Raw genomic sequence first — 22,690 nt, 5'->3', positions numbered from 1 at the left:
AATGAAAAATATAAGATTTGTTATGCTGTCATGTTTTATAGCATTAGGCAGCTATGCTCAGGAAACAGCTCCTGAGGTGACAGAACAGCCAAAAAAAATAAAGAATGTTGAAGCCGGTTTTGATGGTTTACTGGCTATGTCATACGGGAGTAAAGCATTAGGTATAAACGTTGGAGGACCGAGTTTAAAATATAAGTTTACTAAAAAGTTTAAAGTAGGAGTGGGAGCTTTCCCATCACTTTTTATAACAGATGATAAAGCCGTGCCACGTCTTGCTGTTTCGCCAATAGTTGAGTACAACCGTTGGATGTTGATAACACCATACTATGGTTATGATAGTAAAAACAAACAGATATGGACATTTGGTATAGGTTATAAATTCATATAAAGAAACTATATAGGGTTAATTAATTCGGCTAAAGGATAATCAGTAATGGTTATCCTTTTATTTTAAAATATGAATCCCCGAAAAGCATAGCTTTCCGGGGATTCTACCAAACAAAATAACCTGGAGAAAATCCTGATTAATACTTTATATTTTCGTACCGTCTTTTAATTCTTCGCTGGCAGCCTTAACTAACTTGTCATTAGCATCAAGTGCTCCGAAAATCTCTACACTTTCGGCAGTTTCACGGCCTTTTTTCACTTCAACACGTTGTGTTTTGTTGTCTTTTACGCGTATAACAAATACTCCTTCAGAAGTATTGATTACAGCAGATTTAGGTACTACAAATGTGCTGTCCTGTGCTTTAAGCGGAAGAAGGACTTCTGCCACCATTCCCGGTAAAAGTTTGTTATCATTATTGATAACGTCCATCTCTACACGCTCAGAACGTAGCCTAAGGTCTAAGGCGCCAGACATACGTTGTATTTTGGCTTTAAAGTTATCATTAGGAAGTGAGCGAACGTTGAAACCAATCTCGTCACCATTTTTCAGGTAGCCGGTATACATTTCGGGAACTGATACCGCCAGTCTCAATTTCTTTTGGTCCTGAACTGTAAGTAGTGGCAAATCCGATCCTTTTCCTGAAGGCCCTACATAGGCACCGGTATTTACATTACGTGCAGTCACTATTCCGGTAAAAGGTGCTCGTATTTGTAAATAACTTTGATTAACCTGTATCTCACGTACGGCAGCCCTTGCAGCCTGTAGCTGTGCATAGTCAGAACTTTTACGGGCCAATGCCTGATCGAGGTCATTTTTAGAAATAGTACCTTCAACTTTGCTTGTTTCGAGGAAACGGTTATAGTTGGCGTTACTACCGGTGTAAACAGCTTCGAGTGAATGAAGTCTTGATTGTGCAGCAGCAAGCTGAGAGCTTATCTCTGGTGCTTCAAGTTGTATTAATAGTTGTCCTTCAGTAACCTGAGAACCTATATCTACCTTTAATTCTTTTACATAGCTGGCAACTTTAGCATAAAGGTCTACCTGTCGGAAACCTGATAACTCTGCAGGCAAGCTGATTTCAGATGATAATTTTTCTTTTTTAAGGTCGAATGTTTCTATAACCGGGGCAGTATCAAAAGGTACTGCTTCTTTTTTTTCCTCGCCGCAACTGTTGAGTAGGATTGCTGCCAGCAATAATGCTGTTGGGATGAATGTCTTTTTCATTTTATTTGTGTTCTATAGTAGGTACATAAAATTTACTTTCTTTATCTTCAGGATCAAGAGATACTGACTGTGTAGTGGCCTTGCCCTGTGCCCACGCAAATATCAGCGGAAGGATAATAAGCACGGCAAACGTAGAGAACAATAATCCTCCAATAACTGCACGGCCAAGTGGTGATACCTGCTCTCCGGCTTCTCCGTGGCCTATTGCCATAGGAAGCATACCGGCAATCATCGCAACTGATGTCATGATGATAGGGCGAAGGCGCAATGAAGCTGCTTCTCTTGCAGATTGCAGTGCATTACCATTCTTTCTTCGTAGTTGTTCTGCATTGGTAATTAGAAGCACTGCGTTAGCAATAGATACCCCAACCGACATAATAATACCCATATATGACTGAAGGTTAAGTGTAGAACCTGTAGCAAGCAGCATAAGCAATGCACCAAGTACTACCGCAGGTACAGTTGTTAATACAACCAGTGATACCCTGAACGACTGGAAGTTTGCAGAAAGCATAAGGAAGATAACAACTACAGCAACGAGTAGTCCCGATTCCAGACTGCTCATGGTTTCGGTAAGTACTTTACTTAAGCCGATTGGTTCAATAAACAATCCTCTTGGAAGTTCGCCAAGGCCCGTAATTACTTTGTTTACATCTTTTGTTGCTGAGCCAAGGTCGGTATGATGAATATTTGCTGTTACTGATATATAAGGCATAGCACCAAGGTTGTCGTTCTCTCCGTGAGTTTCAGAAGGTGTTATCAGCGCAACATCACCCAGTACAGGTCTTACAGCATTTTTAAGTAAAGGAATTTCATTGATATCATTTTTAGATGTCATATTATTTAGAGGTACCTGTACCTGTACACTGTATGATAATCCTGCTTTTTCATCAATCCAGGTATTCTTTTCCGTATAACGTGAAGAAGAAGTAGATGCGATAAGCGAGCGTGAAATATCATTCATATCCACACCTAACTGTGCAGCTCTTGTACGGTCTATATTAATGTCAAGGGCAGGGTAGTGAATAGGCTGTGCAATTTGTACATCTCTGAAATAATCTTTTTGTTTCAGTCCTGCTATTATTTTGTTAGCGTATTCCTCATTTAATTTTTTATTTTTTCCTGCAATACGAATTTCTACAGGAGTAGGCGATCCCTGACTAAGAACTTTATCAGTAAGTTCTATAGGTTCAAATGATATTGTCGCTTCAGGGATATTCTTTTTAATACGTGCTCTAAGCTCATCTTTAAAGTTATCCATATCTCCATTATGATAATCTTTCAGGGCAATCTGAAATACAGCTTCGTGTGGTCCTGCCATGAACATATAAATAGGCGATACAGAGAATAGTGATGGGTGCGTACCAACATAAACTGATGATATACCCACGTGCTCTTTACCAACCATTTGTTCAATCTCATTAAGTACATCGTGTGCTTTTTCTTCAGTACGTTCTATCCTGGTACCATTTGCTAAACGCATTCTTATCTGGAACTGACTGGAATTTACTTTAGGAAATACATCCTGTCCTATAACGTTTAGAAGCAATACTGCTAAAGCAGATATACCAATCAGGTACGTTATACCAACAAATTTACGTTTTGGCATTAGTTTGTCTATCATTTTCATGAAGCCTATTCTAAAACGTTCAAATCGGCTTAACTTTCCGTCGTCATCATAATCTTCTCTTTCGGCAAAATCATTTTTATCATTTGTTGGATGTTCTTTTCCGTGACCTCCGGCCTTCATCAGCCAGTTAGCCATAACAGGGACAAAGGTTTGTGAAAGCAGGAATGATATTACCATCGAGAATCCTATTGCCATTGCCAAAGGAAGGAAAAGAGCTCCCGGTATACCTTTCATGGTAAATGCAGGTGCAAATACCGCGATGATACATAGTAGTATCAATAGCTTAGGTAACGCAATCTCTTTACAGGCATCCCATATGGCAAGGGCTTTTGGCTTGCCCATATCGAGGTGCTGGTGAATATTCTCAATGGTTACCGTACTCTCATCTACAAGGATACCAATGGCAAGCGCAAGCCCGCTCAGGGACATCAGATTAATTGTCTGCCCAAATAATTTAAGGAATAATACCCCTGAAATAACTGAAATAGGTATAGTAAGAATAACAATTAGGGCAGCCCTGCGGTCGCCAAGGAATAATATTACCATTAACCCGGTTAGCACCGCTCCGATGATACCTTCAGTGATCAAACTCTTTACAGAATTTATAACATACACCGATTGATCAAATTCGTAAGATATCTTAACGTCCTCGGGTAATGTACTCTGTATTTTAGGTAGACTTGCTTTAAGGTTTTTTACTACTTCCCAGGTAGATGCATCACCAGCTTTAGCAATACTTACATATACAGAGCGCTTACCATTTATAAGAGCATATCCGTTAGTAACATCGGCGCCATCCTTAACTGTTGCTACATCTCCCAAAGAAAGGTTTTGCACACCTACTTTAAACAAAGGAATCTTTTCGAAATCTTTGATTTCTTTTATAGTATTGTTTGTGGGTGTAAGGTAGTTTTTGTCACCTATCCTTACGTTACCCGATGGTGCAGTCTGGTTATTTATCCTGATAGCTTCAACAATCTGGTCAGGCGTTAGGTTATGGGCACGTAGCTGAGCGGGATCCACATTTATTTCTATTGTCCTTGGGCTACCTCCAAACGGTGGGGGTGAAAGTAATCCGGGAATAGAGGTAAATGAGGCTCGTACATATACGTTGGCTAAATCCTGAAGCTCATTATTGGTACGTGTTTTACTGCTCAGTACCAATTGTCCTACCGGAAGTGAAGAGGCGTCAAAACGGATAACAAATGGCGGTTGCGATCCGGGTGGGAAAGCTGCCTGAATCCTGTTTGACAGGGCACTTAGCTCGGCAGCTGCCTGAGCCATGTTAGTATCTTCATAGTAGGTAACCTTCATTAGGGTAAGTCCCTGTATGTTTTTAGTTTCTATCGATTTTACACCATTGGCAAACAACATAATGTTGATGTAGTTCTTGGCGAAATAGGATTCCATCTGGTCGGGGGTGTACCCACCAAAAGGGTGTGCAAGGTAAATAACAGGAAGGTTCATCTTGGGTAGGATGTCAACCTTTACGTCCCTGATCGCTCCGATACCGAAAAAGAATAATCCGGCAACGAGTACTAGTATCGAGATAGGTTTGCGGAGTGCAAAACGTATTAAATTCATATCTAACAGTAAATTAGAATTCGTTGATAAAAAGGTTAAAGTCACCGGTTGCAGCAGCTTTCATAAGCAATGCCTGCCATACATTGGTATAAATAATATCGCGGTCAGTCTCAGCGCGGTTAAGCGTATACATGGCCTGTGTGACATCTACCAGGTTGGTAAGGCCATTGTTATAAAGTGTAGTGCGTTGCAGATAAGCCTGTTGTGCTGCGCGTACCTGTTTTGGTGCTTCGCTGAAATTTTGCATCGCATAATCAAAGCGAACATCGGCTGCATCCTCCTGTGCTTTAAGCTGTAGGTCTACGGCCTGATATTCATCTTTAAGACCTTGTGAAATAAGTTTTTGGGAACTTACTTTTTTAGATGATCGTGCAATTGAAGTAAGATTCCATGTCATACCAATCCCTAATAGATAGTTTTGGCGTGTTGGGTCGATACCGTCAAAGTAGTTTCGGGTAAAAGCTGTCTGATCTGAAGCATAATTGCTGCTGAATCCTGAAGCCCTTGTCTGGAATATACCAAACATACTAAAAGTAGGGTAGTATTCTCTTTTATACAATCCCAGTTGTGTATCACTCAGTTCAATTCTGCTTTTGTAGAACTGGCGTACAGGATTATTAAGGCTGTCAGCCTGATTGGTACCTGTAATTCCTGCTTTAGGTATTGCAGCTACAAATGTAGTATCGGCATTAAAATCGGCAGGTTCAACCCCCATGAGTTCTACAAGTTTATTATTTTGTAGCTTAACCTGTTCCTTAATCTGGTTCAGGGCAATTTTAGCACGTGATACTTCGGCTGCTGCCAAAGTTGAATCTACGCCGGCTAATAAGCCATTTTTAACTCTGATAGCTGCATTTTTATGAACCACTTCAGCTCTTTGCAGGTTTTTGATCTGAGAGCGTTCCAGTCGCTGACTGGCAAGCAGGTTTAGATATGCTCCTGCAATTTTTACCTTTTGCTGAAATTGTTCTTGTTCGAAGTCTTTTTGCTGCCTGTTGGCATCGGCTTTGGCAATGTTAATGCGTTGTTGCATTCTGCCAAACGTAAAGAAGTCCCAGTTCATGTTAACCAGATACAGAGCTCCAAAGGCAGCATTCCAGTTTTGGTCGGCGAGTGGTAATCCCGATGAGGCTACTCCAAGTCCGCCAAGTCCGTAAAGTGGGCCATTCTGACCATTTACAGTACCGTAATCCTGCTGAGCTGAAAGATTCAGATTAGGCAGATAGTCACGTTTGGCCTGTTTTACTGTTTCCTGTGCTGCTTTGGCATAGCTTTCTTTGGCTTTTACAACGCCGTAGTTGGCAATGCCTTTGTCTACCGCATCCTTTAGCGAAAGCTTTGTCTGGCTAAAACCGCTAAGGGAACAGAGCAGGAAGAATAACGTTAGTTTTTTTGAGTGCATTATAGTAAGTGAATTATAGAATAAGATGTTTTTATGGAAATTATTGGCAAAAGTAAAACAGCTATTTTGGCTAAGCCGTTTTTTAATGATGAATTGAATTCGTCATACAAATTGTTACAGTTATGTATATTAGTGCTTACTTTGCAGTAAGAAATGAAATGAAATGAATAAGATTTACAGGAATGTAATAGAGAATAAATGGTGGCAGGAGTTTTTTATACTGGCTTTCTCTTTCATTCTTTTTACCCTTAACGACTGGATACTTATCAAGTCATGGCGTGGCATATGGTCGGGTTGTGCTTATTTCCTTATGTTATATGCACATGCGCAGTTAAATCGCTTTTTGCTACTTCCGATATTGCTTAAAAAGCACAAGATATTCCTATATGTATTTCTTTCGGCAGTACTTGTTTTTGGTTTTTCGATAATCATGTATGAGGTTGCTTCATTGTGGATATACAAAAACTGTTTCCTCTACAAATCCTCAGAACAAAAGAGTTATGTGTTTCAGGCTGCTACACTTGTTGCCACACTTATTTGTATTCTCTCGGTACACATGATATTGAAGTTTTATCGTGATCGTAAAAACCTTGATGAGGAAAAGCTTTTGTATAACCAGGCGCAGCTTAATTCGCTAAGGGAGCAGCTTAATCCGCACTTTTTATTCAATACGTTCAATACGCTTTATGGTATTAGTCTTCAATATCCGCAGCGTACGCCGGGGCTTATTATGCATGTCTCTCAGTTAATGCGCTATCAGCTGGAGAGTAATGAAAGACAATGTGTCGCCCTTGAAGATGAAATAAGCTTCATTAGCAGTTATATAGAATTGGAGAAGGAGCGAGTAGGCTATCGTTGCAATATCAGTTTCAATAGCGAGATTGATGATGCTAATTCATACAAGATTCCACCAATGTTACTTATCTGTTTTATAGAGAATGCATTTAAGCATGGTACCTGCACGATAGAGAAATGTTTTGTAGATGTTGATATTACAGTAAAAGCAGGTAAGCTTGAAATGGTAGTGAGAAATTCACTACCTGAAAAGAAGACTGAAGTTGTATCTACAAAAATAGGGATCAAGAACACTACAGAACGATTAAGGCTGCTTTATGGCGCTAATTATTCGCTGGATATAGAGCAAACCGATATTTATACCGTAAATTTACAGTTACAGCTAAAGAGGTATGAGCCAGTTCGTTAAAAAATGTATCATTATTGACGATGAACCCGCTGCACACTATGTGCTTGCCAACTACATCAGTCAGAACCCTTCACTGGAATTAGTTTTTCAGGGATATAATGGGGTTGAGGCTCTGGAATATCTTGAGAATAATACGGTAGACCTTATGTTCCTTGATATTGATATGCCGGAGATTTCGGGTATAGAAATGCTGCAAAAATTAGATAAACCACCACGTACCGTCCTTACTACAGCTTACAGTGAATTCGCTTTGGAAAGTTATGAGTACGGCGTTCTTGATTATTTGCTTAAGCCAATATACCACCCTCGTTTTCTAAAAGCAATCGATCGTTTTTTTGAACTTGAAGGGGCTGTACAACAATCTCAGGAGGAAGAAGAAGTGTCAGGTAGCATTTATGTAAAAGTAGATAGCGATACTATACCTATCGAACTGAACAGCATATTGTATGCACAGAGTTATGGCAATTATGTAAAGATCATTACCCAAAAGCGTAATTACCTGGCAACAATTACCACCAATGATATGGAAAAGATGTTGCCTTCCTCCCTGTTTATGAGATCGCATAAATCATACATCATTGCGCTTGACAAGGTAGATGAGGTGATGAAAGACCATGTTGTGATTAAAAAAAATCCGGTTCCTATTGGAATTACTTATCGTAGGGAACTGGCTGAAAAACTGAAACATTTGATCAAAAACTAAATAAATAACACAAAAACAATCTAAAAACTATGATTCAGGTAAAAGCTTTTGCGGCCTATGATGCGGAGACGCCTCTTAAGCCCTTTGAATTTGAACGTAAAGAAGTAGGTCCTAACCAGGTGCAGATAGAAATATTATACAGTGGTGTTTGCCACTCTGATATCCACACTGCTAAAGGTGACTGGGGTCCTGCAATATATCCATTGGTTCCGGGACACGAAATTGTGGGAAGAATTATTAAAACAGGTGAGAAAGTAGCTAAATTTTCTGTTGGGGAGCTTGCTGGAGTAGGCTGTTTTGTTGACTCATGCCGTACATGCGCAAGCTGTAAGGAAGGCGAAGAGCAATATTGTGAAGAAGGCATGACAGGAACATACAACAGCTATGAGCGTGGAACTAAAATCCCCACCTATGGAGGATATTCTACTACGATTACTGTAGACGAGAGCTATGTACTTCATGTATCTGAAAAACTTGATCTTAAAAGGGTAGCTCCTTTATTATGTGCCGGTATCACTACTTATTCCCCATTACGTTATCTTAACGTAGGTAAGGGACATAAAGTAGCTGTACTTGGATTAGGTGGACTAGGCCACATGGCAGTAAAATTTGCAGCTTCTTTTGGAGCTGAGGTTACTATGCTTAGTACATCGCCATCGAAAGAGGCTGATGCCAAAGCGTTGGGAGCGCATAATTTTGCCCTGACTTCAGATTCTGCTGTTATGGCATCACTTGCTAACAAATTTGACGTGATCATCAATACGGTTTCGGCGAAGCATGATTACAATACTTACCTGAACCTGCTGAACAAGAACGGTACTATGGTAATTGTAGGATTACCTCCTGCCGGTGAACCAATACAGGCTTTTAATCTGGTAATGAAACGCAGAGCCATTATGGGTAGTCTGATCGGTGGTATAAAAGAAATGCAGGAAATGCTTGATTACTGTGCTGAGCACAATATCACTTCTGATGTTGAGATTATTGATATGGACTATATCAATGAAGCCTATGAAAGAATGGACAGAAGCGATGTAAAATATCGTTTTGTTATCGATATGGCTTCAATGAAATAAAAGGCTTAAGGAGAAAGTTCATTTAAGGTTATATGCTTTCCTCAGGGAAGGGCAACCATAACGGTTGCCCTTTTTTATTGAATCAGGGCAATAGCTATACTGCTCAATCCAAGATAGAGGCAAAGTGGCGAGAAATAGCGGCTGTCGTTTTTAGCGAAAAGCGTTTCCTTTATAGTTTTGAAAAAGCCAACATATTTAAAATCACCTATAGCTCTCAGCAGGAATAGTATACCTATTGCCAGTGTAGCGTATTTAATAAAATCGTCAGAAAGGTAATCATTATAAATACCAAGGTCACCCACAGTAACGAAAGCAAAAATTCCAAGTAAAGCGGCTACTGCAAAAGTACCAACTATACCCGGTTCAAAAACTGCTTTTCCATCAGGCAGGGTGGGTATTACGTCTTCTTTACCCAGGCTACCGTTGATAGCCCAGTATACATGAATAAAAGAAAGCATAATAAAGATTACTGTATTTATAAGTATAAAAAAAATCATCAGGTTGTGGTTTGCCTAAAGGTAAGCAATCCTACTGATGATTCTTTTAATACTATGCTAAAATGCCTTTAGCTATTTTGATAGTACATCGTGTATTTCAGGAGTCTTATCAAACATTTTTTTAGCGAAAGGGCAAAGCGGAATTATCTTTTTATTATTCTCCCTTGCATAGGTTACTGCTGCATCAAGAAGTTTTCTGCCTATGCCTTTAAATTCGGGATTGCCTTCGGTATGATCGATGATGAATGTATTTTCGTTAGACCATACATAGGTCATTATACCGGCTTTTACTTCGCCTTCTTTGGCACTGAAGTAGCCTTTTTTGCCATCGTCTGAGTGTTTTATTTCCATTGGTGTTGGGTTATCTTTTGATGTTAAAATTAGGATTTTGAGGTGGTAAAGGAACATATCCTGTTTCACCCGGAATTTTAGGGAATGTCTGTTCAATCCAGCGCTGTTTAGCATCTTCTATCATTTCAGTTGATGTAGCCACAAAATTCCAGTAAATGTGTCTTGGTTCAGGGAATGCTTCTCCGCCAAATATATAAACGGTTGTATTCTCGTTCATGGTAAATTCACAGATGGAAGCGTCTTTGGCAACCAGAAGCTGTTTAGGTTCGAATGTGGTACCATCGCTTTCAATGCTGCCTTCTAAGATATAAAGCCCACTTTCACCATATAGCTCTTTACCAATCTGTAGTTTTTCTTTGCTTTTGCTTTTCAGTTCAATAAAATATAACGGACTGTAAACAGGTACTTCCGATTTTTTTCCGAAAGCTTCCCCTGCGATGAGTTTAGCATCTACTGAACCTATTTTCCAGGTTGGCATACCATCTTCTTCTATATGGGCAAATGATGGTTCCATTTCTTCCAGATGCTTGGGTAAAGCTACCCAAATTTGTAATCCGTGCAGTGGTTTGTCCGAATGGCGAAGGTATTCCGGTGTACGTTCAGAGTGTACTATCCCTTTTCCTGCGGTCATCCAGTTCACCTGTCCGGGTTTTATTTCTACTTCAGTTCCCAAACTGTCTCTGTGCATAATGCTTCCTTCAAACAGGTAGGTTAGGGTAGAAAGACCAATATGTGGATGTGGACCAACGTCCATATTCTCACGTTCGCTAAGCATAACAGGCCCCATGTGGTCTATAAAGGCAAATGGACCTACAGTTCTTTTTTCACGGAAAGGCAGTAATCTCCCAACAAGGAAATTACCTATATCGCTTGGTCGTTCTTCTATTATAAGGCCAATGTTTGACATAGTGGTTGTTTTTTAGAGTCGGTTAAAGTTAGTGATTTTGCCTGACTTTTAAAGCAGGGTTACTTTAAGGTTACTGCATTAAAAAGAGAAGCAGCTATCGGGCTGCCTCTCATTGGTAACTAAAAACTAATAAACTAAAAATTATAGTGTTATAAATACTGATGACCTTATAGCATCGGTAATATTCTTTGTTTTGTGGCCTTTGCCGGTGGTATCTTCTACTAAAAGGACTTCTCCGGCGTTAAAGGTACGTTTATCACCCAGCGACGTTTCAATTTCAATTACACCATCCATAAGCAATATATATTGTCTTGCAGGTGCATTATGAAAATCATAATCGTAATGCTGCATAACTTTTCTGAATATTATTGTACCTGCTTTTTGTGCTTCTGACAGGAAACCAATTTCTCCGGCCTCATTCAACGGAATGCTAGCGTCTTCAAAGCGACTGTCTCCGTTTTCATCAGCATAAACACGTGTTACAGCAAATGATTCCATTAGTTGAAGTTTTTTTCCAGCCATTCGGCAGAAAGTTTTATATCATCCATAGTCAGGTTATGGCCTGTTGGCAGCTCATGATAGTCTACATTAAAACCGAGTTCTTCAAGGGTCAATACATAAATTGGTGTTGCAGAAGGCTCAATAGTTGGATCGGCTATACCTGAACTGAAAAATACAGGAACAGCGCGTTCCGTACCTTGAGATTTTATTGTTTTGAAAGGTTGCATAGGTCGGTACAATACTGCACCCGCTAAAAAGTCGGGATACTTAACTAATGTAGATCCGGCAATATTGGCACCATTAGAGTAGCCAAGCGCAATAACTTTGCTACTGTCAAAATCTTCTTTTACAGCTATTTCTTTAATGAAAGCAACAAGTTCATCAGTACGGAAATCAAGATCCTGTTCATCAAATACTCCCATACCCAAGCGTTTAAAAAAGCGAGGCATGCCGTTTTCGCTAACATTACCGCGTACGCTCAAAATGTTGTAACATTTGCCAAAATTTGCGGCAAGAGGCAAAAGGTCATTTTCATTTCCTCCTGTGCCATGCAGTAAAAGGATGGTATAAGCATCGGCATTTGCCGATGCTTTATAGATATATTTTAATGGCTGAAAATCCATAATATTAATTTTTACAATGAATTGATAGGTACTAAATGAGCTTCAATTGCGGCACGCTGGCTTTCGTATTGTTCAGGAAGTTTAAGACCTTTACCAAGGTTTTCAAGCTCTTCATCTACAGTAAAGCCCGGATTATCGGTGGCAATTTCAAAAAGTACACCTCCCGGTTCCCTGAAATATAACGAATGGAAGTACTGTCTGTCTATTTGTGGGGTTATGCTAAGGCCGATACTGGCTACTTTTTCACGGAAATACATCAATATCTCGTCATTTTTTACCCTAAAGGCTACATGGTGTACTGAGCCGTTTGCTACGTGGCCACGTTTTTCAGACGGTAATTCTACAAGGTCTACTATTGCAGCCTGATTTACAGCATCGGTAGCATAACGGTAACGATTGGATTCCTGAGCTACTAATCTGTAACCGAAAATGTTGGTTAATACATTAGCAGTTCCTTTAATATCATTAAGAGTGATCGTTACTTTGTGAAAACCTCTTGTGGCATGGGCTGCTTTAACTTCATCTGTTTCCCATGGTTTCCTGTCGTCATTTTCCTGTTCAATAAGTTCCAGTTTCAGTCCATCTGGATCAAGAAAAGTTAAATATCTTTCACCAAATTTTTCAGCAGGCTTGTTGTAAATCACGTTATATTTTTCAAAACGTTCTATCCACCATTCAAGACTTCCTTTAGGTACAGAATAACCTATTTCAGTAGCCATTCCTGAACCTCTTCTGCCTTGTGGTATGTCTTCGCCCCAAGGGAAGAAAGTAATTATGGTACCTGCACTACCTATTTCATCACCAAAATAAAAATGGTAAGTTCCGGGATCATCAAAGTTTACAGTTTTTTTGATAAATCGTAAACCTAAAATATGAGCGTAAAAATTAAAGTTGCGTTTGGCATCGCCAGCAATAGCTGTTATATGGTGGATGCCTAAAATTGTATTTTCCATGATTATATATGTTTTAATTTGATAGTGTAAAATTACCTCCGGACTTAATTCTGCGCATTGAACTGGGACAAGAAAGTAATTATAGCCTCTTAGGCAATTTGCATACCTTTTTTATAAAATGTTGTTTTATACGGCTGGGTAGGCTTTTAATGGAGTTTTAGTTAACGATATATCGTTAATTGGCAATACCACTGCGATAATCAGCAAATTGTAATATTCCATATATTTACATAAACTAAATTATATGTTTGACAATTTTATTAATTACCTGCAATCTAAAATTACGCTGACACGGGAAGATATTGCAATGGTTGAAAGCGTTTGCAGATTGAAAAAACTAAGGCGCCGGCAATATTTGTTGCAGGAAGGTGATGTTTGGCACTATAACGCCTTTGTGTCTAAAGGACTTGTAAGGACATACAGGGTAGATGATAAAGGTGTAGAGCATATTTTTCAGTTCTCTCCCGAAAACTGGTGGGCCGGCGACAGGCATAGTTATTTATATGGCGATCCTGCAAAGTTTAATATAGAGGCTTTAGAAGACAGTGAGATCATTCTTATTGCAAAAGGAGATTTTGAGAACTTGCTGGAAGCAATTCCCGGATATAATACCTTTCAACGCAATTTGCTGGAGCGTAGTTTTGTAGTACTGCAGCATCGTATTCATATGGGGAATAGTTATACCGCTGAAGAAAAGTATAACGAATTCATTAAAGCATATCCAAATATAATTAATCGAATACCACAGCACATGATAGCATCCTTTGTTGGCGTTTCTCCTGAAACACTAAGCCGAATACGTAACAATGCTACTAAGAAATAAAACTTTATTATATGGTATAACTCCTGATGATGTCAGGAGTTTTTTTATGCTCAGAATTTTGTTGATATAGATCAATAGTTTTTTCTGCTTTGGGTCAATGTTTTGATGAGGCAATCGATTGCAACTTTGTAACAGAAAAACCAATTGAATGGTTGCTCTGAAAAAACAAAAAATCATTAATAATTAAATTACTTATTATCATGTCAACTTTAGTAAATAAAACAGCATTAGTAACAGGCGGAAGCCGTGGAATAGGAGCAGGAATTGTTAGAAGGTTAGCGCAGGACGGTGCCGATGTAGCCTTTACTTATGTATCAGGAAAAGAACAGGCCGAAAATCTTGTAAAAGAAATCGAAGCTTTAGGACGTAAAGCAGTAGCTATTCAGGCAGATGCTGCCGATGCAGTATCGGTGTCAGCGTCAGTAGAAACTACAGTAGCCAAACTTGGAAAACTGGATATACTTGTAAACAACGCAGGGGTAGGTATTATGGGAACTCTGGATACTTTTGCCCTTGAGGATTTCGACAAAACCTTTGATATTAATGTCCGTGCTGTATTTGTTGCTATTAAGGCTGCTCTTAAGCATATGACCAGCGGTAGCCGAATAATTACCATAGGCAGTACAAATGCTACCCGCATGCCTTTTGAAGGAGGCTCAGTTTATGCAGCAAGTAAAGCCGCAATACAAGGTCTTACAACAGCACTTTCAAGAGATCTTGGTCCATTAGGGATAACAATCAATAACGTTCAGCCCGGCCCGGTAAATACCGACCTTAATCCTGAAAATGGAGAGTTTGCCGATTTCTTAAGAACGCAGCTTCCGGTAGGACGTTATGCTCAGGCAGATGAGATTGCAGCCTTTGTTTCTTTTCTTGCGGGACCTGAAGCAGGTTATATTACAGGAGCAAGCCTTAATATTGATGGAGGTTTTAAAGGTTAATTCTTAACCTTATGATAATGGAAGGACAGCCTTAAAGCTGTCCTTTTTTATTTGATGTATAATAGAATTTCTATCTTTGAAAAACCAACTAAAACCTTACAATTCATGAAATACCTTTCCATTTTCTTAAAGTCGGTGTGGCTTAACATAGGAGGAATTCTTTCAGTAATAGCTATTTACTATTTGCTTACTGTTATCGATCAGGGAGTAGATGTTGTAATACAGTCAGGAGAAAATCTTTCACCAGCCTTGTGTACTATAGCAGGATGTATACTTTGGGCAGGGATTTTATGGTATAGCGGCCGAATGCTTAGTTATATCAAGCAACAAAAGCGATATGATAAGAATCCGGTAGATATGAATACTGTTGATGCCAAACAGAGGGCAGTTATTATGTTTACTACGCGTCTTCAAAAACATATGCCAAGGCTTATAGCATTTAATTGTTTTGTATGCCTACAGGCGGCTATCATAAGTTTGCCTACAGCATCACCAACTCTTGATGGTTGGTTGTTAATGCTTTTTATTTTGGCTCATAATGCGTTCTATTTTTTATTGAATACATCGTTTAAGGCGGGTGCAAGCCGTGCCAAACGCATTCTGACTTTTACTTTTATTGCTTTTTATAGTTTTCTGGTTATTACTTTTATTACCAAATCGGCAGTTGGAGATATTGCAATAGGAGCCAACAGGCATATTTTCTGGCTGTTTTGCTATTTGCTTATTTTCTTTTTATTGGAGTGTTTAGCTGTATTCTTTTTTATAAAAAGAAGGGAACGTATAGACAGGGATAGGGCTGAAGATGAATCTTTTCCTGAAAACGGTATTACTAAAATAATGAACTTCTTAAAAATAAGGGAGGATTTTATTGGAGCTGAACAATGGGGTTTCAAACTATTTACAGTTTTTGCCCTCATTGCTGCTATAATGTATTTTTCGGGGATATTCTCTATTGATATTTCCTGTTTTATGGGAGCCTTGTCTTTTGCATTGCTGGCAATGGCTATTATCATTGGAATAGCTAATATCATTACTATGATCAATATCCGTACAAGGATAAATTTCTTTTTATTTATCTATATATGGGCTTTTATTGTGGGAAGTTTCAATGATCCATATAAAGTAAGAACTCTAAAGGCAAAAGAAGATTTTACCTATGCCGCCATACGTCCTTCAACCGATAAATACCTTAACGACTGGTTTTATAAACGTATGAAGCTAATGGAAAAGAGTGAGGTATATAAGAACAATCCCGATAAGAAGTTTGATGTATATGTAGTGCTTTCTGACGGAGGCGCATCAAGAGCAGGGCAGTGGTCAAGTAGTGTGCTTTGCGATTTGCAGGACATGAGTGTTAAGCAAGACCCGAATAATACTTTTAAAGATCATTTGTTGTGCCTTGCCGGGGCTTCCGGGGGGACTATTGGTAATACTGCATTTTATTCTTTATTAAAAGCCGATGAAGAGCATCCGATAGAAGGCTACCGAAAATACAGTGACAGCTTTTTTGAAAAGGACTTTTTAACCTTTACTTTAGGAAGGATGCTAGGGCCTGATATATTTCAGTATATCATCCCGTTTTGTTTTGATAACAGGGCAGATGCATTGGAGAGAGGATTTTCAGGAAGCCCTGCAGAAGATGATATAGCGCCTGAAATAGATACGCTGATACCTCATTTTTATAATAGGCCTTTATCCAAAGTATATGACTATTCCGGAAAGTTGCCTTTGTTGTTCATTAATGTTACCCAGGTTGATAATAGTTACCCGGGAGTAATAAGTCCCATAATACCCAAAAGGGAAAAACAGAAATGGTATCGTACCGATGTACTGGAACTGGTAGACAGTCTTAAAAAGAAAGATTCCAGAACAGACATTCGCTATAGTACTGCTGCAGCATTAAGTTCAAGGTTTCCATATGTTTCACCGGCAGGAAAGATACATGACAGGTATTTTGTAGATGGAGGCTATTATGATAACTCAGGTGCAGGTACTACGCTGGAATTTCTTCAGCAGTTAAAGGTATATCTTGCCAGTAAAAAGGGAACTCCTATTTATGACAGGTTTACCTATCATATACTGCATCTAACCAATTCTGACACTAAGAAAAAGCCATCCGGCAGGATACATCCGCTAACGAATGATTTGGCAACACCATTGCTTACTGTACTAAAAACATCTGATACAGGTACCGGTTTTGGTAACGATGTGCTTAAGGAGTATTTTAGAGAGAATTTCAATAAGGATACTATTACTTCCTATATAAACTATAGTCTTTATAAAACGAAATTTAAAAAAGGAGAGAAGGAGGACATGCCTTTTCCAATGAGCTGGGTAATTTCCGATTATCATCTTAAAAGAATGGTAGATACGCTACAGAGGGAGCATAAAAATAACAAAGGTAAATTTGAGTTTTTAAAGAAGTAATGTTTATAATGTATTGATATAGTGGAGTTAATTTAGTAAAAATTTAAGATTATTCAATTATTAAAAAATTACTTTTGGCACTATCACTAATCATTTAATAAGAGAAATCATGAAAATCACATTTTTAAGAAGCATGCTAATGGCTGCTGTACTTGTTGGAGGGCTTAGCCTGACATCTTGTAAAGAAAAGACATCAACGGAAGTAGATACTGAAATGGAAACTACCATGGATGGAGATACTACCACTACAGTAACTGAAACGGAAGTAGACGCTCCGGGCGCAGCTCACGACACTACAATGACTGACACAGTTACTAAAGTAAAATAATTTAAAGACAGCTTTAGCTGTCTTTTTTGTTTACCAATTTACCTAACATTAAATTTTAAAACCTTAATTTATGAAAGTTATATTTTTAAGAAATGCTTTTATGGTTACTGCCCTTGTAGCAGGACTTAGTCTTACTTCATGCAAAAAAGAAACAACTGAAACGACCGAAACAACTGTTATGGATGGCGACACAACTTCGACAACAACCTCTGAAACTACAGTGGTTGATGAGGTAGGTGCAAAAGATACTATCTCAGTTACTACTGATACAGTAAAAGTGGTAAAGCCATAAACGATTTCATTACAATATAAAAAGGACGGCTCATAATAAGACCGTCCTTTTTTATTTATATATGGTGCTATTTGATTAGCTTCTGAAAGATGATGGTGTAGCGTTGGTAAACTTTTTAAAGAAATGGTTGAAATGAGCCGATTCATCAAAGCCCAAGGCATAACTTATTTCAGAGATATTCCAGTCTGTATGTCGCAACAGTGCTTTAGCCTCACTTAACAAACGTTCAAAAATATGATCGGATGTTGTTTTTCCTGTAGTCGTTTTTATGGCACGGTTAAGATGGTTAACGTGAACATTCAGCTGTCCGGCAAAGTCTTTTGCACTTCGTAAAGAGAACTGCTGACTAGGCGATTCTATTGGGAATTGTCTTTCAAGTAGTTCCGTAAATACTGCTGTAATACGTGAATTGGCATCTATGTGGGTATATAATGTCTCAGTCGGTCGCATTTTTATGGAGTAATGCACCATTTCCATAATGTAGTTTCTTATCAGATCAAACTTAAACTGATAATCACCCTGCATTTCATCTACCATTTTAGTAAATACATTAGCAATATAATCATATTGACTGTCATCAAGTACATAGGCAGGGCTTGCACCCGGAGTGTACATAGGTAAGTCTTTCAGGCTGCCACGCATATGCTCGCTGAAGAAAGCATCTTTAAAGATGCAAAAAAAGCCGGTAGAGCTTGGGGTGACCGCTTCGAAAGTGTAGGGTACACTCGGGTTAAAGAATAATAATACATTTCCATTTACCTCAAGGCTTTTATCGGCATAGTGGTATATATAATGACCGCGGATAAGCGCTATTTTGTAATAATCCCTTCGGGTATACTTTACGGGTTCCTTACCGGGACCTACACAGTCTTCGTGACGGAAAACATTAAAGTGGCCAAGGTCTTTTTGAAGCCCTTCGGGCATCCAGTTAAATTTTTGCTTGTATAAATCTTCAAGAGTTTCTGTCCTTTCCATGATTTACAGTGCTTTAGAATAGTTTTGTGATCGATTTTGTTTTACAAAAGTAATCTGCTACTCACTATAAAGGTATGCAAAAAGCAAATCAATGATTGCGAAATTCAAACAATTTTTTAATTTTTTGCTTGTGAAAGACTGTTTGAAAAACACAAGTAATGGTTTGATTCGTGTAAAAAAAACTTGTAACTCATACTGTAAATTTGTACTGTTAATAAATGAATTATAATGTCATGATACGATTGAGTATTACAGCAAATAACTGATAATATGTATAATCTTCATTATCATATTTACCAATTACCACAACCTGATATTCATAAAAAAGGATGGTATAGCTTTTGTCTGTTTAACGACACATCCGGCAAAAGCGCGTTATTGCTGTTAGATGCTTCATCGGTCGAAATACCAAAGGGGCTTAATGAGGGGATCGTATTCTCTGTTCAGGAAGACCAGTTGCCAAACCAGGTAAAGGAGAGCCTTAAAAAGTATCCGTTGTTTTACCAGAACGGGCATGGACCGTTTGTGTTAGGTGCAGCACAACAAAGCGATGTAAAGAAACTTTTTGAAAAGATAGGTTCTCAGATAAACACATCTTATATCTATAAGGATTACCTGCTTGCTAATTTTGCATTACAGCTTATTCATTTTGGAATAAAACATTTTGTATTAGCCAATGCACTTTGAAACAATTGTTTGATTTATGTAATCAATGCTTTGTTTTATACAATAATTAGGATGGTTTGTGAATCTACTTTTGTATCATCTAAAAATTAACAATTCTAACCAAAAAATTCAGTCAAAATGATAAATGAAACAAATGCTGCTGTGATACAGGGATTGTATGCTGCTGTCAACCAAAGAGACTTTGAATACCTTAATACACTATGTGATGCCGAAAGTGAATGGTTTGACATTCCATTTAACAAAATGGCATTTGGTGTTACTTCGGTTAGTATGGCTTGGCATAATAGGTTTGCTATTTTTCCTGATATTAGCTGTGAAATTAAGAATCTTATTGCTCATGATAATTACGTAATTGTACAGGGGGTAGACAGAGGTACGCATGAAGGCATATTTACCATTTATGAAGAAGAGGCAGAACCTACCGGGCTTTATGTTGAGGTAGGTTTTTGTGACGTATATTACATGAATGAAGGTAAGATAATGAAAGCAAACTCTAATCTGGATGTGTATGCGCTCTTTACCCAGATCTATGGGGATTGTGTAGCATGAAAGAATAACATAAAATAAAAAAAGCATAAGAATTATTTGACTTGTTGTTTATGGGCAAACTACTGTTAGCCAATTTTATACGTTTGTTTTTTAACAAATAGCTATATTTTATTTAACAGTAAAATATATACGGAAATTCTAAGTATATTCGCGCTTATTTTAAATGCCAATTTAAACCAAAACCACATGATTAAAAAACTACTCTACGATTTTAAATTAGTCATACTCCTTATGCTCTGTAGTATTGCTAAAGCACAAACAACCCCAATTAGTTATTCGGCATCACCATCTTTTAGCAATGTGGTCTCAGGTCAGTCATTTACATTTTCAAATATTTCAACCTGTCAAACTAGTGTGACTTTAGATGTAAGTAATTATTGGTCGACTTTTTTAAATAATTATCCTGTATGTAATATTAATTATAGATTTAGAATTCTTGTAAATAATGTAGAGATTGGAAATAATTACTGTGATGGTACATTTGATTTATCAAGTTATATACCTGTTAATTCAGTGCAGATCGTTCCTTACCATAGCGGAGCCGGTAATGGTAATAGCGGTGCAAAAATGGATGTAGTGTTAACCGTTAATTCACCTACCGCTTCCATGCCTCCTCTGGCTACAACTAGTGATGTGTTTTATTGCTATAGTGCTACAGCATCTCCATTATCGCCAACTTTAGTAGGTTCAGGGGCATCATTCAAATGGTATACTGTTGCCACAGGTGGTTTACCATCAACGACCGCACCTACACCAAATACAAATATATCTAATACTAGTTCTTACTGGGTTTCGCAGGTAACAGCATCTGGTTGTGAGGGACAAAGAAAAGAAATACAGGTAACGGTAAATCCCGCAATAGTAACTTCGGTGGGTAATCAGGTAAATGTTCTTTGCCATGGCAGTACTACAGGTTCGGCTACAGTAAATGTAACAGGTGGTACTGGAACATACACTTACAGCTGGAATACAACACCGGTACAAACTACGGCTACGGCAACAGGCCTTGCAGCCGGTACCTATACCGTAACGGTAACTGACGCTACCCTTTGTTTTAAAACACAAAGTTTCACGATTACAGAACCTTCAGTACTTACAGCTTCAGCGGGTACTCAGGTGAATGTTCTTTGTCGCGGAAATGCTACAGGTACAGCTACAGTAAACGTAACGGGAGGTAATGGGGCATACAGCTATAGCTGGAATACTACACCGGTACAAACTACGGCTACGGCAACAGGCCTTGCCGCCGGTAATTATACAGTAACCGTAACCGATGCTAACCTTTGTACAACAACGCAAGGCTTCACAATTACACAACCAACTGCTGCACTTGTTGCGACAGCAGGAACTCAGGTAGATGTACTTTGTAATGGCAATGCAACGGGTGAAGCTACAGTAACCGCAACAGGCGGTACAGGAGCTTATACCTATAGCTGGAATACGACTCCGGTACAAACAACCGCTACGGCCACGGCTCTTGCAGCCGGAACGTATATCGCAACAGTAACTGACGCTAACCTATGCACAGCAACACAAAGCTTCACTATTACAGAGCCAGCAGTACTTACTGCTACGGCAGGTACTCAGGTAGATGTTTTATGTAATGGTAATGCTACAGGAGAAGCTACGGTGAACGTAACAGGAGGAACAGGAACATATACCTATAGTTGGGATACGACCCCGGTACAGACAACTGCTACGGCTTCGAACCTTTCGGCAGGTACATATATAGCAACAGTAACTGATGCTAACAATTGTACTGCAACACAGTCATTTACCATTACAGAACCAATAGTACTTACTGCTTCAGCAGGAACTCAGGTAAATGTGCTTTGCCACGGCAATGCAACAGGTGAAGCTACAGTAACCGCTACAGGTGGTACAGGAGCTTATACGTATAGTTGGAATACTACTCCGGTACAAACAACAGCTACAGCTGCAGGACTTGCGGCGGGAACATATATAGCTACGGTAACCGATGCTAACAACTGTACAGCAACGCAATCATTCACCATTACAGAACCTGCTACTGCGCTTACAGCTTCAGCAGGTACTCAGGTTGATGTACTGTGCCACGGCAATGCAACGGGTGAAGCTACAGTTACCGCTACAGGTGGTACAGGTAGTTATTCATATTCATGGAATACTACTCCGGTACAGACAACTGCGACTGCCTCAAACCTTACGGCTGGAAACTATACAGCTACTGTTACCGACGCTAATGGCTGTACTGCTACACAATCATTCACTATAACAGAACCTGTTTCTGCACTTGCATTAACACCAAATACAACCCAAACTGATATACTATGTAATGGTCAGGCTACAGGTTCGGCTACTGTTGCAGTAACAGGTGGAACAGGTTCTTATACTTATCTATGGAGTAACGGAGCGACAACAAATACAATTACAGGTCTTTTAGCCGGTACTTATACTGTTGATGTAACCGATGCTAATGGATGTGTTTTATCAAACAGTTTTACAATTACTGAACCGATAGCACTTACAGCTACTGTTGATAGTCAAACCAATGTTTTATGCTACGGTGATACTACAGGTTCAGCTACTGTTGCTGTAACTGGTGGTACAGGCGCATATACCTATAGTTGGGATACTACTCCGGTA

21 protein-coding genes and 1 pseudogene are annotated in these 22,690 nt (G+C 38.9%); 12 read left to right on the top strand and 10 right to left on the bottom strand.

The genetic code is table 11. The features are described 5' to 3' along the window. Window position 1 precedes the first annotated feature (1 nt). Complete coding sequence (locus tag DEU42_RS03740; protein ID WP_147278052.1) at window positions 2-388, top strand: hypothetical protein; 387 nt, start codon at window positions 2-4, stop codon at window positions 386-388. A gap of 144 nt (window positions 389-532) precedes the next feature. Here the strand turns inward: DEU42_RS03740 and DEU42_RS03735 are convergent, their stop codons facing one another. Genes DEU42_RS03735 through DEU42_RS03725 form a run of 3 tightly spaced genes read right to left on the bottom strand, consistent with a single transcriptional unit; the run spans window position 533 to window position 6,228 of the window. Beyond that, window positions 533-1,612, bottom strand: a complete 1,080-nt coding sequence (locus DEU42_RS03735; RefSeq protein WP_114756925.1) for an efflux RND transporter periplasmic adaptor subunit — start codon at window positions 1,610-1,612, stop codon at window positions 533-535. A gap of 1 nt (window position 1,613) precedes the next feature. After that, window positions 1,614-4,826, bottom strand: a complete 3,213-nt coding sequence (locus DEU42_RS03730; RefSeq protein ID WP_114756924.1) for an efflux RND transporter permease subunit — start codon at window positions 4,824-4,826, stop codon at window positions 1,614-1,616. 13 nt (window positions 4,827-4,839) lie between these two features. Next, on the bottom strand, window positions 4,840-6,228 hold the full coding sequence (locus tag DEU42_RS03725) for a TolC family protein (protein ID WP_114756923.1): 1,389 nt from the start codon (window positions 6,226-6,228) through the stop codon (window positions 4,840-4,842). A 163-nt stretch (window positions 6,229-6,391) separates the two neighbouring features. Between DEU42_RS03725 and DEU42_RS03720 the strand changes: the two genes are divergently transcribed. From DEU42_RS03720 to DEU42_RS03710, 3 genes are read left to right on the top strand one after another with little or no spacing between them, the layout of a single operon-like run. Continuing rightward, window positions 6,392-7,432 carry a sensor histidine kinase gene (locus tag DEU42_RS03720; protein ID WP_114756922.1) on the top strand — a complete coding sequence of 347 codons (1,041 nt, stop codon included), beginning with the start codon at window positions 6,392-6,394 and terminating at the stop codon, window positions 7,430-7,432. Further along, complete coding sequence (locus tag DEU42_RS03715) at window positions 7,416-8,135, top strand: LytR/AlgR family response regulator transcription factor (protein WP_114756921.1); 720 nt, start codon at window positions 7,416-7,418, stop codon at window positions 8,133-8,135. The genes DEU42_RS03720 and DEU42_RS03715 overlap by 17 nt, the downstream gene beginning before the upstream one ends. Window positions 8,136-8,164: 29 nt before the next feature. Further along, the gene (locus DEU42_RS03710) at window positions 8,165-9,211 is read left to right on the top strand and encodes an NAD(P)-dependent alcohol dehydrogenase (RefSeq protein ID WP_114756920.1); all 1,047 of its coding nucleotides are present in this window, start codon (window positions 8,165-8,167) and stop codon (window positions 9,209-9,211) included. Between the two features lie 74 nt (window positions 9,212-9,285). On the opposite strand, the gene DEU42_RS03705 is transcribed toward DEU42_RS03710, so the two are convergent. The 6 genes from DEU42_RS03705 to DEU42_RS03680 form a co-directional block, all read right to left on the bottom strand. Next, window positions 9,286-9,708 carry a DUF3995 domain-containing protein gene (locus DEU42_RS03705; protein ID WP_114756919.1) on the bottom strand — a complete coding sequence of 141 codons (423 nt, stop codon included), beginning with the start codon at window positions 9,706-9,708 and terminating at the stop codon, window positions 9,286-9,288. A gap of 72 nt (window positions 9,709-9,780) precedes the next feature. Next, window positions 9,781-10,059: a GNAT family N-acetyltransferase gene (locus DEU42_RS03700; RefSeq protein ID WP_114756918.1), complete on the bottom strand. Its 279-nt coding sequence runs from the start codon at window positions 10,057-10,059 to the stop codon at window positions 9,781-9,783. Window positions 10,060-10,069: 10 nt separating this feature from the next. Next, the gene (locus DEU42_RS03695; protein WP_114756917.1) at window positions 10,070-10,966 is read right to left on the bottom strand and encodes a pirin family protein; all 897 of its coding nucleotides are present in this window, start codon (window positions 10,964-10,966) and stop codon (window positions 10,070-10,072) included. A gap of 141 nt (window positions 10,967-11,107) precedes the next feature. Continuing rightward, entirely contained in the window at window positions 11,108-11,464 is a 357-nt protein-coding gene (locus DEU42_RS03690) for a hypothetical protein (RefSeq protein WP_114756979.1), read from the bottom strand. Beyond that, entirely contained in the window at window positions 11,464-12,090 is a 627-nt protein-coding gene (locus DEU42_RS03685) for an alpha/beta hydrolase (protein WP_114756916.1), read from the bottom strand. The genes DEU42_RS03690 and DEU42_RS03685 overlap by 1 nt, the downstream gene beginning before the upstream one ends. A gap of 11 nt (window positions 12,091-12,101) precedes the next feature. Further along, window positions 12,102-13,043: a ring-cleaving dioxygenase gene (locus DEU42_RS03680; protein ID WP_114756915.1), complete on the bottom strand. Its 942-nt coding sequence runs from the start codon at window positions 13,041-13,043 to the stop codon at window positions 12,102-12,104. Window positions 13,044-13,287: 244 nt separating this feature from the next. Here DEU42_RS03680 and DEU42_RS03675 point away from each other — a divergent pair, with 244 nt between their 5' ends. From DEU42_RS03675 to DEU42_RS03655, 5 genes are all read left to right on the top strand, one after another. Beyond that, entirely contained in the window at window positions 13,288-13,866 is a 579-nt protein-coding gene (locus DEU42_RS03675) for a Crp/Fnr family transcriptional regulator (RefSeq protein ID WP_114756914.1), read from the top strand. Between the two features lie 200 nt (window positions 13,867-14,066). Further along, window positions 14,067-14,807, top strand: coding sequence for an SDR family oxidoreductase (locus DEU42_RS03670; RefSeq protein ID WP_114756913.1), 741 nt, complete (start codon window positions 14,067-14,069; stop codon window positions 14,805-14,807). 105 nt (window positions 14,808-14,912) lie between these two features. Then, window positions 14,913-17,234 (top strand): hypothetical protein, encoded by a 2,322-nt coding sequence (locus DEU42_RS03665; RefSeq protein ID WP_114756912.1) that lies wholly within the window; start codon window positions 14,913-14,915, stop codon window positions 17,232-17,234. A 109-nt stretch (window positions 17,235-17,343) separates the two neighbouring features. Then, window positions 17,344-17,562 (top strand): hypothetical protein, encoded by a 219-nt coding sequence (locus DEU42_RS03660; RefSeq protein ID WP_114756911.1) that lies wholly within the window; start codon window positions 17,344-17,346, stop codon window positions 17,560-17,562. A gap of 70 nt (window positions 17,563-17,632) precedes the next feature. Continuing rightward, window positions 17,633-17,854 carry a hypothetical protein gene (locus tag DEU42_RS03655; RefSeq protein ID WP_114756910.1) on the top strand — a complete coding sequence of 74 codons (222 nt, stop codon included), beginning with the start codon at window positions 17,633-17,635 and terminating at the stop codon, window positions 17,852-17,854. A gap of 75 nt (window positions 17,855-17,929) precedes the next feature. On the opposite strand, the gene DEU42_RS03650 is transcribed toward DEU42_RS03655, so the two are convergent. Next, the gene (locus tag DEU42_RS03650) at window positions 17,930-18,829 is read right to left on the bottom strand and encodes a helix-turn-helix domain-containing protein (protein WP_114756909.1); all 900 of its coding nucleotides are present in this window, start codon (window positions 18,827-18,829) and stop codon (window positions 17,930-17,932) included. 270 nt (window positions 18,830-19,099) lie between these two features. Here DEU42_RS03650 and DEU42_RS03645 point away from each other — a divergent pair, with 270 nt between their 5' ends. The 3 genes and pseudogenes from DEU42_RS03645 to DEU42_RS17430 all read left to right on the top strand — a co-directional run. After that, on the top strand, window positions 19,100-19,516 hold the full coding sequence (locus DEU42_RS03645; RefSeq protein ID WP_147278051.1) for a hypothetical protein: 417 nt from the start codon (window positions 19,100-19,102) through the stop codon (window positions 19,514-19,516). Window positions 19,517-19,633: 117 nt separating this feature from the next. Then, the gene (locus DEU42_RS03640; protein ID WP_114756907.1) at window positions 19,634-20,065 is read left to right on the top strand and encodes an ester cyclase; all 432 of its coding nucleotides are present in this window, start codon (window positions 19,634-19,636) and stop codon (window positions 20,063-20,065) included. A gap of 186 nt (window positions 20,066-20,251) precedes the next feature. Beyond that, window positions 20,252-22,690, top strand: a pseudogene (locus DEU42_RS17430) (hypothetical protein); the annotation flags it as partial.

This window comes from Flavobacterium sp. AG291 (assembly GCF_003350375.1).
In the GTDB taxonomy this organism is placed as follows: Bacteria; Bacteroidota; Bacteroidia; order Flavobacteriales; family Flavobacteriaceae; genus Flavobacterium; species Flavobacterium suzhouense.
This window is presented reverse-complemented; position numbering and strand designations above follow the sequence as displayed.